Below are 13,043 nucleotides of genomic sequence, written 5' to 3'. Positions count from 1 at the left end.
ATGATCTACCGGTTGCTCTACAACCTGCTGATTCACCTGGGGTTGCCCCTGGCGTTGCTGGCGCTCTACAAGCCCAAAAAAGGCAAGCCAGGCTTCGGGGCGCGCTGGGCCGAGCATCTGGGACGATTGCCGCCGACCGGACAGGAGTCTCCCCTCTGGATCCATGCGGTGAGCGTGGGGGAGACCCTGGCCATCACCCCCTTCATCCGCGCCCTCAAGGCCGAGCGCCCCGAGCTGCCCATCCTGCTCACCACCACCACCCGCACCGGCGCTGAACAGGCGGCCAAGCTAGGGGATCTGGTGGTGCACCGCTATGCGCCTCTCGACTATCCCTGGGCCGTCTCGGCGTTTCTGAGCACCGTCAAGCCCCGCGCCCTCTGGGTGATGGAGACCGAGCTGTGGCCGAACTGGCTGGCGGCCTGCGAGGCACGGCACCTGCCAGTGACCATCCTCAATGCCCGCCTCTCGGAGCGATCCTGTCAGCGCTATGGTCGCTTCCAGGGCGCCTTCGATGCCCTGAGCCGCCCGCTGACCCACCTGCTCTGCCAGCATCAGGACGATGCGGATCGCTTCCATCGGCTGGGCATAGCGCGCAACCGGCTGGCGGTGACCGGCTCCATCAAGTTCGACATCCAGTTTGGCGACGAGGTACAGGCCAGGGGCCGCGCCCTGCGCCAGCAGCTGGGGGAGACACGACCTGTCTGGATCGCCGCCAGTACCCACCAGGGGGAAGACGAGCAGGTGCTGGCCGCCTTCGATCGGGTGCTCAAGGCACATCCCTCCGCCCTGCTCATCCTGGTGCCGCGCCATCCCGAGCGTTTCGATCGGGTGGCCGAGCTGTGCGCCCCCTACGGTTGCGTGCGGCGTACGGCGGGCAGTGCGGTCGGCGAGAGCGACAAGGTTTACCTGGGTGACACCATGGGCGAGCTGCCACTGATGCTGGCGGCGGCGGATCTCGCTTTTGTCGGTGGCAGCCTGGTGCCCGTGGGCGGTCACAACCTGCTGGAACCGGCGGCGCTGGGCAAACCCTGCCTGACCGGCCCCGTCTATTTCAACTTCAGCGACATCACCCGCCAGCTGGTGGCCCAGGGTGGGGCTGCCGTGGTGGCGGACGCCGAGGCGCTCGGCCACCGGGTGAGCACCCTGCTCGGCGATGCCCCTGCTCGCCGCGAGATGGGGGAGCAGGCCCGCGCCGTGGTGCTGCGCAACCAGGGGGCGCTGGCGCGCACCCTCTCCCATTGCCTCGCCAGCCTGGAAAGTGACGACTGAGGCGGGGCGGCGTGGTGGCCGCCCCGCCAGCATGTCTGCCAAACCCCGGGAGACAATCCGCGCCTCTTTCCTTTATGCTCTGCCCTTTGCCCCTGACCCTGTGATGCCCCGATGAACCGCGCTCCCCTGCTGTTGATGATACTGGTCACCCTGCTGGCCGCCGCTGGCTGGCTCTTCTCGAAAGAGGCGATTCGCGAACTGCCCACCGCCGCCTTTATCGGCAGCCGCTTCCTGTTGGCCGCCCTGCTGCTGTTGCCGCTCGCCTGGTTGCGCGAGCCGCCCCCCAATGGCTCACAACTGCTGCGTGCCGCCGGGTGCGGCACCTTGCTCGGGGCCAGCCTGCTGTTCTGGGTTACCGCCATCAGCCAGAGCGATGCGCTCGGCAGCGGCGCCTTCATCATGAGCGTGGCCACCCTGATGGCGCCGCTCGCCGCCTGGGCCACCTTCAAGGCCAGACCGGGCCGCCACTACTGGCTCACCCTGCCCGTCGCCGTGGCTGGCCTGCTGCTGCTCTCCAGCAGCACCCACTGGGGTGTGTCACTCTCCCTGTTCTGGTTTCTGGCGGCGGCCGCCACTCTGGGGGTCCAGCTCGCGGTGCACCGCCACTTCGCCCAGTCCATTCCCCCTACTTGGCTCACCTGCATCCAGTTGGCGGTGACCGGACTGCTCGGCACCCTGCTCTCCCTGTTGACCGAGCAGTGGCCCGCCAGCATCGGCACTGGCATCTGGGGCTGGTTTGCGGCCAGCGTCCTGATCGCCACCACATTGCGTTACTGGCTGCTCACCCACGCCCTGAGCCGGATGACCACGGCCCACGCCGCCCTGCTGATGTTGCTCGAACCGGTCTGGACCCTGATCTTAAGCACCCTCTTCTATGACGAACCGCTGGGCCCCGCCAAGCTGGCCGGCGTCGGCCTGGTGCTGGGCGCTCTGGTGCTCTACCAGCTCCCCCTGCTGCTGCGCAGCCGAAGGCTGAAGTCACCGGTCTAGCCTGCACCGGTGGGGGATGGATCAAAAAGAAGGAGAGGGTCTGCATGGCAGACCCTCTTTGCGTGATGGCACATGTCGGGCTCCCTTTGCTCGAGCCTGCCATCAGTCAGGCGGCTGAGCGCTGCGGGAAACGAGCATAAAAAAGCCCCCGGGTGGCGGGGGCTGGTGCATCGATGAGGGAGATCACTCGATGTTCTGGATCTGCTCGCGCATCTGCTCGATGAGCACCTTCAGCTCGACGGCGGACTGGGTCACCTCGGCGTTGATCGATTTGGAGCCGAGGGTGTTCGACTCGCGGTTGAACTCTTGCATCATGAAGTCGAGGCGACGGCCGCAGGCGCCACCCTTCTTCATGATCTTGTTGGTTTCGCTGATGTGCATCTCCAGACGATCCAGCTCTTCGGCCACGTCGATCTTCTGGGCCAGCAGCACGATCTCCTGCTCGATGCGGGCCGGATCCAGCTCCACCTTGGCTTCGGCCAGCCGGTCGGTGAGCTTCTGGCGCTGCCACTCGATGATCTGCGGCAGGTGGGCGCGCACCTTGGTGACTTCCACCTGGATGCCGGCCAGACGCTGCTCGATCAGCGCCTTGAGGTTGGCCCCTTCACTGGCGCGGGAGGCGAGGAAGTCGTCCAGGGTCAAGTCGAAACCGCCCATCAGTTCGGTGGCGACCGCGTCCATGTCCTGCTCGGCGGCGGCCATGACGCCCGGCCAGCGCAGCACGTCGACCGGGTTGAGTTGGCCCTGGCCCGCCTCTTTCATCACCCAGTTGGCGCTCTCGATGATGAGCTTGGCCAGCTCTTCATTGATGTGCAGCTGGCTGGCGGCGGCCTGGGCGGCCTCGAAGCGCAGGTTGCACTCCACCTTGCCGCGCTGCAGCTTGGCCCGGAAGCGCTCACGCAGAACCGGCTCCAGGCTGCGCAGTTGTTCCGGCAGGCGAATGTAGGTCTCCAGATAGCGCTGGTTGACCGAACGAATTTCCCAAACGGCTGTGCCCCAGTCGCCCTTGAGTTCCTTGCGGGCGTAGGCGGTCATGCTGTGAATCATTGATTGTTCCGGGCTTGATGAAGTGTGCGGCCAGTATACTCAGCCTGGCCTGCTCCGTCAGCCGACGAGGTGGTTTTAGCGGCTGATATTTGAGTAGCGATCGCTTATACTCCTGCGCCAATTCAGCCAGCCCAGAGGTCAGTCCCATGTCCCGTCCCAGCGATCGCAGCGCCGCCCAGGTGCGTCCGGTAACCATCACCCGCCACTTCACCAAGCATGCTGAAGGGTCCGTGCTGGTGGAATTCGGCCACACCCGCGTGCTCTGCACCGCCAGCGTCGACACCAGCGTGCCGCGCTTCCTCAAAGGCAAGGGGCAGGGGTGGGTCACTGCCGAGTACGGCATGCTGCCGCGCTCCACCCACTCCCGGATGAACCGCGAAGCGGCCTCCGGCAAGCAGAGCGGCCGTACCCTGGAGATCTCCCGTCTGATCGCCCGCTCCCTGCGCGCGGCGGTGGACTTGAGTGCCCTGGGCGAGCACACCATTACCGTTGACTGCGACGTGTTGCAAGCCGACGGTGGTACCCGCACCGCCGCCATCACCGGGGCCTGCGTGGCGCTGGTGGATGCGCTGAACTGGATGGTGGAGAAGGGGCTGATCAAACAGAGCCCGCTCAAGCAGATGATCGCGGCCGTCTCCGTCGGTATGTTCGAAGGGGAGGCCATCTGCGATCTGGAGTACATCGAAGACTCCGCCGCTGAGACCGACATGAACGTGGTGATGACCGAAGATGGTCGCATCATCGAGGTGCAGGGCACCGCGGAGGCCGAACCCTTCACCCACGAGGAGCTGCTGGCCATGCTGGCCCTCGCCAAGGGCGGCATCGCCGACATCATTGCGCTGCAGAAGCAGTCACTTGCATGATTTTAAAAACGCGGCATTGACCGCGTTTTTTTATACCCCACACAAGTAAACGACAAGCCAAGCAAGGAGCCAGAATGAAAGCCTACCAGCGTCAATTTATCGAGTTCGCCCTGGAGAAACAGGTCCTCAAATTCGGTGAATTTACCCTGAAATCCGGTCGTAAAAGCCCCTACTTCTTCAACGCCGGCCTGTTCAACAGCGGCCGCGATCTGGCCCGTCTCGGCCGCTTCTACGCCGCCGCCCTGATGGATGCCGGCATCGAGTTCGACGTGCTGTTTGGCCCGGCCTACAAGGGGATCCCCATCGCCTCCGCCACCGCGGTGCAGCTGGTGGAGCAGCACGACGTGGACGTGCCCTGGTGCTTCAACCGCAAGGAGGCCAAGGATCACGGCGAGGGTGGCAATCTGGTGGGCAGCCCGCTCAAGGGGCGCATCATGCTGGTGGACGATGTCATCACTGCCGGCACCGCCATCCGCGAATCCATGGATCTGATCCAGGCCAACGGCGCCTCCCTGGCTGGCGTGCTGATCGCGCTGGACCGTCAGGAGAAGGGCAAGGGCGAGCTCTCCGCCATTCAGGAAGTGGAGCGTGACTACGGCGCTCACATCATCGCCATCATCCAGATGAGCGACTTGATCCAGTATCTGGAAGAGAAGCAGGCCGAACAGCCGGAGCTGGCGGCGCAACTGGCCGCCATGAAGGCTTACCGCGCCCAGTACGGTATCTGAGCCGCCGCGTATACCGCGCAATAGTTGAAGGCGGCGCCCGTTTGTTCTCTGGCAGCAAACGGGCGCCGTTTTTCCATCTGCAAAAAGTGGATCATGTGGCTTGAGCTTACCCTTACAGTAAAGGTTAGGGTTTGCCAGTCGGCGTTTTGTGGTGCCGACGGGTTCCGGGGAGGAACAACATGACCACTCATCTTCAATCACCCATTCATCTGCAGTTGCCGCTGAGCGGCATGAGCTGCGCCAACTGCGCCGGCCGCATCACGACCGCCCTCAACAAGCTGGAGGGGGTCGAGGCGACCGTCAACTTCGCACTGGAGCAAGCCGCCATCGACCTTGCCAGCCCCGATCGTTTGCCGGCGGTGCTGGAGAGCATCAAGGCGCAGGGTTATGACTACGGCAGTGAGACCATATTGTTTCAAATCACCGGCATGACCTGTGCCGGTTGCTCGGCCCGCCTGAACAAGATGCTGGCGGCGCTGCCCGGCGTCATCTCCGCCGACGTCAACTTCTCCATCGAGCAGGCTCGTATCGTGCTGGTACCCGGGATGCAGACGCCAGCGGCCCTGCGCGAGCAGATCGAGGCCCTCGGCTTTGGCGCCCAACTGGCGCAGGGCTCGGCCAGCGGCCGCCGCCAGCAGTTGCTGGCGCGGGAAGCGCAGGAGGCCGCCAGCGCCCGTCAGGCGCAAACCCGGGTCATCGTCTCGGCGCTGCTTACCCTGCCGCTGCTGGTGGGGATGCTGGCCATGGCCGGGTTGTTCCCCTGGCATCTGCCCGCCTGGCTGGAGCTGCTGCTCGCCACCCCGGTGCAGTTCTGGATCGGGGCCCGCTTCTATCGCGGCGCCTGGCTCGCCATCAAGAACCGCTCCGCCAACATGGATGTGCTGGTGGCCACCGGCACCAGCGCCGCCTACTTCTACAGTCTCTATCTGTTGTTGACGCTGGGGATGGCTGCCAGCGGCCAGCTCTATTTCGAGGCGAGCGCCATCATCATTACCCTGATCTCCCTCGGCAAGTTGCTGGAAGCGCGAGCTAGACGCAGCACCCAGTCCGCCATTCGCGAACTGATGGCGCTGCGGCCGGAAACCGCCACCGTCTGGCGCGGCGAGCGCTGGCAGAGCGTCGCCATCGACGAGGTGCTGCGCGGCGACAGGCTGCTGGTGCTGGTGGGGGAGCGGGTGCCGGTGGATGGCAGAATAGTGAGCGGCGAGAGCGAGCTGGACGAGTCAATCCTCACCGGCGAGAGCCTGCCGGTGCCGCGCGGTGAGAGCGACAAGGTGCTGGGCGGCGCCATCAACCGCTCCGGCGTGCTGGAAATTGAAGCCACCACGGTGGGGGAGGACTCCAGCCTCAGCAAGATCATCGCATTGGTGGAGAACGCCCAGATGGGCAAGGCGCCGTTGCAGCAGCTGGTGGACAAGGTCTCCGCCGTGTTCGTGCCGGTGGTGATGGCCATCGCCCTGTTCACCCTGCTGGTATGGTACGCCATCACCAGCGACTTCGGTCAGGCGCTGCTGGCGGCGGTAGCCGTGCTGGTGATCGCCTGTCCCTGTGCGCTGGGGCTGGCGACGCCGGCGGCCATCGTCACCGGTACCGGGGTGGCGGCGCGCCACGGCATTCTGATAAAAGATGTCGATACCCTGCAGAAGGCCCACGCCATCAAGGCGCTCATCTTCGACAAGACAGGTACGCTCACTCAGGGCAGGCCCGTGCTGGCGAGCTGGAGCGGCAACGATGAGCAACTGCGCCTCGCTGCCGCTCTGCAGCAGGCGAGCGAACACCCGCTGGCGCTGGCCATGCGCGAGGCGGTCGGCAAAGAGGCGATGCTGCCCCAGCCCGACGCGGTCGAGGTGCGGGTCGGTGCCGGTATTGTCGGTCAGGTCGCCGGTCACGCAGTCGCCATCGGCAATGGATCCCTGCTGGCCCAGCTCGGTATTGAGGTGCCCGCGCAGGATCAACAGCCTGCCGACGGCGCGACCCGGGTCTGGGTGGCCATCGACGGCGTGGTGGCTGGCATCGCCGCGCTGGCCGATACCCTGCGCCCCGAGAGCCCGGATGCCATCGCCACCCTGCGCCAGCGCGGCATCGCCAGCTGGCTGGTGAGCGGAGATGCGCCGGCGCCGGTGGCCCATATCGCCGCCAAACTGGGGCTGGACGGGGCCTTTGACTCCGTGCTGCCAGCCGGCAAGGTGGAAAAAGTCGAGGCGCTGCGGGCGCAAACCCGCGGGCTGGTCGCCATGGTGGGAGACGGGGTGAACGACGCCCCGGCGCTGGCGGCGGCGGATGTGGGTATCGCCATGGGCTCCGGCTCCGACGTGGCGATGGAGACCGCCTCCATCACCCTCATGCGGTCTGATCCGCGGCTGGTGGCCGATGCCATCGACATCTCGGCGGCCACTTGGCGCACCATCCAGCAGAACCTGTTCTGGGCCTTCGTGTTCAACATCATCGGCATTCCGCTGGCGGCACTGGGTTACCTCAGTCCCGAGCTGGCGGGGGCGGCCATGGCCCTGAGCAGCATCACCGTCTTGAGCAATTCCCTGTTATTGAAGCGCTGGCAGCCCCGGGCGGGCAGCCTGCGTGCATCTGAATCCCAAAGGAGTCATTCATGAACATCAGCAAGGTCGCCAAGGCCACCGGCCTGACCGCCAAGACCATCCGCTACTACGAGAGCATCGGCCTCATCTCGTCGCCGGTCCGCAGCGACAATGGGTATCGCAGTTATACGGATGCCTCCTTGCGGGAGCTGCGGTTCGTCAAGCGGGCGCGGGAGACCGGCTTCAATCTGGAGGAGTGTCAGGAGCTGCTGGCGCTCTATCGGGACGAGCACAGAACCAGTGCCCAGGTGAAGAAGCTGGCCCAGGAGAAAATTGTCGATCTGCGCTCCCGCATCGCCGGTTTGCAAGCCATGCTCAGCGCCCTCGAGGAGGTGGTGAGCTGCTGTCACGGAGATGCGAATCCCCAGTGCCCCATCCTCGACGAGCTGGAGAAAGGGTGAGGGAGGGCTGCGCCATTCGACCCTGCAGAAAAGGGTCTGTCGGGGCCTGTGCGGGAGAGGACGCGCTGAGTGGCAGCTTAATAGCGGTCGATTGATTGTTGAGCAGGAAAGGGGAGTGTTAAACTGTGCGGCTCTTGTACAGGGAGTACCCAGTTGACACAGAGTGTGAAATATCAGGTGCGGCGGGCCATCATGGTCCAGCTCTATACCCACGCCTCCTTCAGCCTGCCTTGCCTGGGGCTGCTGGCGATCAGCTGGAGCCTGCTGTTCCACGATTACCTGCCGGCCAGCGAGTCGCTGGGCTGGCTCGGTCTGGTCCTGCTGCTGTTGCTGGGGCGCTGGTGGCATTTGCGCTGGCGCCAGCCCAGGCTGGCGGAGCTTCCGCTGCCGGTGCTCGAGCGCGAACTCTTTGTCGGGGTGACCATCACCTCCATCGTCTGGGCACTGGGCGTGCTGCTCTATATGGACAAGCTGCCCGACACCTATCGTGCCGCCATGATGATGCTCTCCAGCCTGATCCTGACCGGCAGCGCCATCATGCTGTTCGGCAGCCGTCGTACCCTCTATGGGGCCGTGCTGCCCCTCGGGTTTGCCATGTTGTTCGAGCTCAGTGGCGGCAACACCCAGGAGCGTATCGTCTCCTGCATGCTGGCGGGGTATCTGTTCGTCTTTCTGCCCACCCTGCTGCGGCGCCTGCGGCGGGATCAGGTGGCCTCTCTCTACCACAGTTTTTCCAATGCGGATCTGGTGGCCGAGCTGAAGGCGGTCTCCGAGCACCTCAAGCTCACGTCCCGCCTCGACGGTCTGACCGGCATCGCCAACCGGGCCCATCTCGACGACTCCCTGGCGCGCGCCTGGCGTCGCTGCCACCGTGCCAGGGCGCCTCTTTCTCTGGTGCTGGTGGATGTGGACTACTTCAAGCAGTTCAATGATCACTATGGTCATCAGGTGGGGGACCAGTGCCTGCAGCAGGTGGCGAGCCTGCTGGCCGAAGTGCTGCGGCGGGAAGACGATCTCGCTGCCCGTTACGGCGGAGAGGAGTTCGCCCTGCTGCTGCCCTGCACCACCTTGCAGGGGGCCATGCAGATCGCCGAGCAGGTGCGTACCTCGTTACGAGCCCTCGGCATTCCCCACCACAAATCCCGGGTCTCGGGGCGGGTCAGTTGCAGCTTCGGGGTGGCGACCCTGGTGCCGGATCAGCATCACTCCATTGCCGAGCTTATCCAGAAAGCGGATGCGGCGCTCTATCAGGCCAAGCATAATGGCCGGGATCGTATCGAAGTAGCCTTGATGGGTAAGGTTGCCTGAGTTTCACAAGACAGATTAAAGAGGTCGTCTATGCAATGTCATCGTATCGAAGAGCTGCTGGAACTGCTGCAGCCTGCCTGGATCAAGGAGCAGGATCTCAGCCTGGTGCAGTTTGTTGCCAAACTGGCCGAGGAGGCGGGATTTGACGGTCCCCTGTCCGCACTGACCGACGACATGCTGATCTACCACCTCAAGATGCGGGAATCCGACAAGCAGGCGATGATCCCGGGGCTGGCCAAGGATCACGTGCCCGACTTCAAGGAGGCCCTGCTCAAGGCCCGCGGCATCAAGTAATCCGGCCGTCACATCGCCATCAGAGAAAGGTTTCAAGAGAATCTGTGAAAAGGCGCATAGTCAACTGGCTATGGGCCTTTTTTGTTGCCTGAAATTGCGACGGGACTCGAACTATAGATACATTTAACCCACACAATTAGCAGGTTGTTTAAGATATAATCGCTTTCATAACAATATGAGTGGAGCGATGTGTTGCAATGGCCGACAAGGACAAGATCGACATCAAGGATGTGACCGGTGACGTCACCGGGACTTTCAATCCCAACACCTTCAAGGCGGGAGATGACAGGTTCAACCCCCGCAACCGCATCTATGTCCGCTCCCAGACCGGCTACTGGCAGCGGGTGCGCAAGGCCATGGGCTGGTTCTTCGTCGCGCTCTTTGTCCTCCTGCCCTGGCTGCGTTATGACGGCCGTCAGGCGGTGCTGTTCGATCTGGAGCACCAGCAGTTCCATATCTTCGGTGCCACCATCTGGCCGCAGGATCTCACCCTGCTGGCCTGGGTCTTCATGATCGCGGCCTTCGCCCTCTTCTTTGTGACCACCTTCCTGGGCCGGGTCTGGTGCGGCTACCTCTGTCCCCAGACGGTGTGGACCTTCCTGTTCATCTGGTTCGAGGAGAAGCTGGAAGGGGCCGCCAACAAGCGTCGCAAGCTGGATGCGGCGCCCTGGAGCGGCGAGAAGCTGGCCCGGAAGGGCGCCAAGCACCTGGCCTGGATCCTGCTGTCGCTGGGCACGGGGCTGACCTTCGTCGCCTACTTCCAGGATGTCTTCCACCTGGTGCCCGATTTCTTCACCCTGCAGGCGGGAGGCTGGGTTATCTTCTGGGTGCTGTTCTTTGCCGCCTGCACCTATGGCAACGCCGGCTGGATGCGCGCCATCATGTGTATCCACATGTGCCCCTATGCCCGATTCCAGTCCGCCATGTTCGACAAGGACACCTACATCGTCGGCTATGACAGCCAGCGTGGCGAGACCCGCGGCGCCCGTGGTCGCAAGGCCGATCCCAAGGCTCTGGGGCTGGGGGACTGCATCGACTGCGACCTCTGCGTGCAGGTCTGCCCGACCGGTATCGACATCCGTGACGGTCTGCAGTACGAGTGCATCAACTGCGGCGCCTGTGTCGACGCCTGCGACCAGACCATGGAGCGGATGGGGTATCCGAAAGGGCTCATCAGTTACACCACCGAGCACAAGCTGGCCCACAGTGAAACCCAGGTGGCGCGGCCCAAGCTGATTGGCTATGGCCTGGTGATGGTCGTCATGCTGGGGGTCTTCGTCTACAACGCTATGTCCATCATGCCCATGGGGCTCGACATCCTGCGGGATCGCAACCAGCTGTTCCGGGAAAACAGCGAGGGGCTCATCGAGAACACCTATACCCTGAAGATCCTCAACAAGACCCTGAACTCCCAGACCTACCGGCTGGATGTGGAAGGGCTGCCGGAGTACCAGTGGTTCGGACCCCGCGAGGTGACACTGAAGGCGGGCGAGATCTATACCCTGCCGGTGAGCCTGGCGGTGGATCCCTTCAACCTGAAGCGCCCCACTCTGGACGTCCAGTTCGTGCTCAAGCGGGAAGGCGCGGCGCCGGACGACAGCAAGGGGACCTTGCGCCAACCGAGCAAGTTTATCAGCAGGTTGTGACGGCAAGGCGCACCGCCATGCACGGCAACGGCAGACAGTGGTGATAGAATGGGGCGCAACAGCGCCCCTTTTCTATGGTGGATGACATGCGTTTCAACTATTCCGACCTCAATCCCGATCTCATCATGGATGCCATCGATCTCAGCGGCTTGCGCATCGACTCCGGCCTTATCGAGCTCAACAGTTACGAGAACCGCGTCTATCAGTTCCAGGATGAGGATCGCCGTCGCTACGTGGTGAAGTTCTACCGCCCCGGTCGCTGGAGCCGGGCACAGATCCTGGAAGAGCACGCGTTTGCCGCTCGCCTCTGTGAAGCTGAGATCCCGGTCGCCGCTCCCATTGCCTTTGCCGGCGAGACCCTGCTGGACCATCAGGGCTACCCGTTTGCCATCTGGCAGAGCGTCGGGGGGCGTCAGTTCGAGGTGGACAACCTGGACCAGCTGGAGTGGGTGGGGCGTTACCTCGGCCGCATCCACAGCGTCGGTGCCAGCCATGCCTTTCATCACCGGGTTCCGCTGGATGTGGAGAGCATGCTGCACGAGCCGCGTCAGTTGCTGGCGGCAGGCGAGTGGTTGCCGAGCGGGCTGGCCAAGTCCTTCTTCGGGGTGCTGGACGAGCTGATCCGGCACGTATGCGACGCCATGACCCTGGATGTGGCGCGCATCTCCCTGCATGGGGACTGCCACCCGGGCAACATCCTGTGGCGTGACGGCCCCCTGTTTGTCGACCTCGACGATTGCCGCACCGGCCCCGCCATCCAGGATCTCTGGATGATGCTGAACGGGGAGCGTCATGAGCAGCAGATCCAGCTCGATACCCTGCTGGCGGGGTATGAGGAGTTCATGGAGTTCGACCCGCGGGAGCTGGCGCTCATCGAGCCGCTGCGTGCCATGCGCATCGTCCACTACATGGCCTGGCTGGCAAGACGCTGGGAAGATCCCGCCTTCCCCCGCCACTTCTCCTGGTTCAACACCGAACACTACTGGCGCCAGCAGATTGCGACCCTGCATGATCAGATCGAGGCATTGAAGGCCCCGCCGCTCAGCCTGATGCCGCAGTGGTAGGGGTGTGAACCCGGCAGATCGCCACACCACGGGGCGTCCGCTGGTGGTGTTGCTCGTACCATTGCCACAGCGGCAAGGTGCCCGTGGGAGGCGGGATGGCGGTCCCGCCTGTCTGCCTTTGCCATTGACGGCACGAGGGTGAGGCAATAGGCTTGGACTGCTTCGGTTCGCCGGGCGTGCCTCACAGTGATCCCTTAACAGGAAACGTCATGAAAAAAGTACTATTTTTCCTCGCTGCCATGCTGATGATCCCCATGGTTCACGCCGCCCCGCAATTCAAGGAAGGTGTCAACTATGACGTGGTCAGCCAGACCGGCAGCACCCAGCCGGAAGTGATGGAGTTCTTCTCCTATTTCTGCCCGCACTGCGCCAAGTTCGAGCCGATTGCCGAGGATCTGAAGAAGAGCCTGCCGGAAGGCGTGCCGATGAAGAAGAACCCGGTGGCCTTCCTGGGCCGTGAAATGGGCCCCGAGATGCAGCGTGCCTACGCCGTCGCCAATCTGCTGAACGTGGAAGGCAAGCTGACCCCGGCCATCTTCGACAAGATCCACACCCAGCGCCAGATCCCCCAGAGCCGCGCCGACGTGAAGCAGGTCTTCGTGGACAATGGCGTGCCGGCCGAGGAGTTCGACGGTGCCGTCGACAGCTTCGCCGTCTCCGGCATGGTCTCCCAGTTCGATCGCAACACCGAGAGCTACAATGTGCGCGGTGTGCCGGCCTTCCTGGTGAACGGCAAGTACATGGTGAAAATCGAATCCATCACCTCCCAGGAACAGTTCAACCAGCTGGTGCAATTCCTGCTGGCGAAGAAAGACTGATCCAGACTGACCTCGTGAAAA

General features: G+C 63.7%; 12 protein-coding genes. 11 read left to right on the top strand and 1 reads right to left on the bottom strand.

What is annotated here, in order from left to right; genetic code table 11:
- Positions 1-1,269, top strand: a complete 1,269-nt coding sequence (gene waaA / locus ACPW74_RS19265; RefSeq protein ID WP_279982176.1) for a lipid IV(A) 3-deoxy-D-manno-octulosonic acid transferase — start codon at positions 1-3, stop codon at positions 1,267-1,269.
- A 111-nt stretch (positions 1,270-1,380) separates the two neighbouring features.
- Complete coding sequence (locus tag ACPW74_RS19260; RefSeq protein WP_279982173.1) at positions 1,381-2,259, top strand: DMT family transporter; 879 nt, start codon at positions 1,381-1,383, stop codon at positions 2,257-2,259.
- Positions 2,260-2,442: 183 nt separating this feature from the next.
- Here ACPW74_RS19260 and ACPW74_RS19255 read toward each other — a convergent pair whose 3' ends face one another.
- Complete coding sequence (locus ACPW74_RS19255) at positions 2,443-3,306, bottom strand: YicC/YloC family endoribonuclease (protein ID WP_270807409.1); 864 nt, start codon at positions 3,304-3,306, stop codon at positions 2,443-2,445.
- Between the two features lie 146 nt (positions 3,307-3,452).
- On the opposite strand from ACPW74_RS19255, the gene rph reads away from it, so the two are divergent.
- The 9 genes from rph (at position 3,453) to ACPW74_RS19210 (ending at position 13,022) form a co-directional block, all read left to right on the top strand.
- Positions 3,453-4,169: a ribonuclease PH gene (rph, locus tag ACPW74_RS19250; protein WP_010676103.1), complete on the top strand. Its 717-nt coding sequence runs from the start codon at positions 3,453-3,455 to the stop codon at positions 4,167-4,169.
- 74 nt (positions 4,170-4,243) lie between these two features.
- Complete coding sequence (gene pyrE / locus ACPW74_RS19245) at positions 4,244-4,897, top strand: orotate phosphoribosyltransferase (RefSeq protein WP_010676102.1); 654 nt, start codon at positions 4,244-4,246, stop codon at positions 4,895-4,897.
- A gap of 179 nt (positions 4,898-5,076) precedes the next feature.
- Positions 5,077-7,506, top strand: coding sequence for a heavy metal translocating P-type ATPase (locus ACPW74_RS19240; RefSeq protein WP_104452101.1), 2,430 nt, complete (start codon positions 5,077-5,079; stop codon positions 7,504-7,506).
- The gene (gene cueR, locus ACPW74_RS19235; protein WP_010676100.1) at positions 7,503-7,892 is read left to right on the top strand and encodes a Cu(I)-responsive transcriptional regulator; all 390 of its coding nucleotides are present in this window, start codon (positions 7,503-7,505) and stop codon (positions 7,890-7,892) included. The genes ACPW74_RS19240 and cueR overlap by 4 nt, the downstream gene beginning before the upstream one ends.
- Positions 7,893-8,045: 153 nt before the next feature.
- Positions 8,046-9,200: a GGDEF domain-containing protein gene (locus ACPW74_RS19230; RefSeq protein WP_039039690.1), complete on the top strand. Its 1,155-nt coding sequence runs from the start codon at positions 8,046-8,048 to the stop codon at positions 9,198-9,200.
- Between the two features lie 30 nt (positions 9,201-9,230).
- On the top strand, positions 9,231-9,494 hold the full coding sequence (locus ACPW74_RS19225; protein WP_010676098.1) for a YihD family protein: 264 nt from the start codon (positions 9,231-9,233) through the stop codon (positions 9,492-9,494).
- A gap of 197 nt (positions 9,495-9,691) precedes the next feature.
- On the top strand, positions 9,692-11,140 hold the full coding sequence (gene ccoG / locus ACPW74_RS19220; RefSeq protein ID WP_279982157.1) for a cytochrome c oxidase accessory protein CcoG: 1,449 nt from the start codon (positions 9,692-9,694) through the stop codon (positions 11,138-11,140).
- 74 nt (positions 11,141-11,214) lie between these two features.
- Positions 11,215-12,204 carry a serine/threonine protein kinase gene (locus tag ACPW74_RS19215; RefSeq protein WP_279982156.1) on the top strand — a complete coding sequence of 330 codons (990 nt, stop codon included), beginning with the start codon at positions 11,215-11,217 and terminating at the stop codon, positions 12,202-12,204.
- Positions 12,205-12,413: 209 nt separating this feature from the next.
- The gene (locus ACPW74_RS19210; protein WP_279982155.1) at positions 12,414-13,022 is read left to right on the top strand and encodes a thiol:disulfide interchange protein DsbA/DsbL; all 609 of its coding nucleotides are present in this window, start codon (positions 12,414-12,416) and stop codon (positions 13,020-13,022) included.
- Positions 13,023-13,043: the final 21 nt, after the last annotated feature.

The sequence above is a fragment of the Aeromonas sp. INTO2 genome, from assembly GCF_049860605.1.
Taxonomy (GTDB): domain Bacteria; phylum Pseudomonadota; class Gammaproteobacteria; order Enterobacterales; family Aeromonadaceae; genus Aeromonas; species Aeromonas caviae.
The sequence above is the reverse complement of the archived record's forward strand: the minus strand, read 5'-3'. Positions and strand labels throughout refer to the sequence as shown.

Bases quoted from the DNA above. Each gene is read 5' to 3' on its own strand.
- waaA (WP_279982176.1), top strand. From the start codon at position 1: ATGATCTACCGGTTGCTCTACAACCTGCTGATTCACCTGGGGTTGCCC.
- ACPW74_RS19260 (WP_279982173.1), top strand. From the start codon at position 1,381: ATGAACCGCGCTCCCCTGCTGTTGATGATACTGGTCACCCTGCTGGCC.
- ACPW74_RS19255 (WP_270807409.1), bottom strand. From the start codon at position 3,306: ATGATTCACAGCATGACCGCCTACGCCCGCAAGGAACTCAAGGGCGAC.
- rph (WP_010676103.1), top strand. From the start codon at position 3,453: ATGTCCCGTCCCAGCGATCGCAGCGCCGCCCAGGTGCGTCCGGTAACC.
- pyrE (WP_010676102.1), top strand. From the start codon at position 4,244: ATGAAAGCCTACCAGCGTCAATTTATCGAGTTCGCCCTGGAGAAACAG.
- ACPW74_RS19240 (WP_104452101.1), top strand. From the start codon at position 5,077: ATGACCACTCATCTTCAATCACCCATTCATCTGCAGTTGCCGCTGAGC.
- cueR (WP_010676100.1), top strand. From the start codon at position 7,503: ATGAACATCAGCAAGGTCGCCAAGGCCACCGGCCTGACCGCCAAGACC.
- ACPW74_RS19225 (WP_010676098.1), top strand. From the start codon at position 9,231: ATGCAATGTCATCGTATCGAAGAGCTGCTGGAACTGCTGCAGCCTGCC.
- ccoG (WP_279982157.1), top strand. From the start codon at position 9,692: ATGGCCGACAAGGACAAGATCGACATCAAGGATGTGACCGGTGACGTC.
- ACPW74_RS19215 (WP_279982156.1), top strand. From the start codon at position 11,215: ATGGTGGATGACATGCGTTTCAACTATTCCGACCTCAATCCCGATCTC.
- ACPW74_RS19210 (WP_279982155.1), top strand. From the start codon at position 12,414: ATGAAAAAAGTACTATTTTTCCTCGCTGCCATGCTGATGATCCCCATG.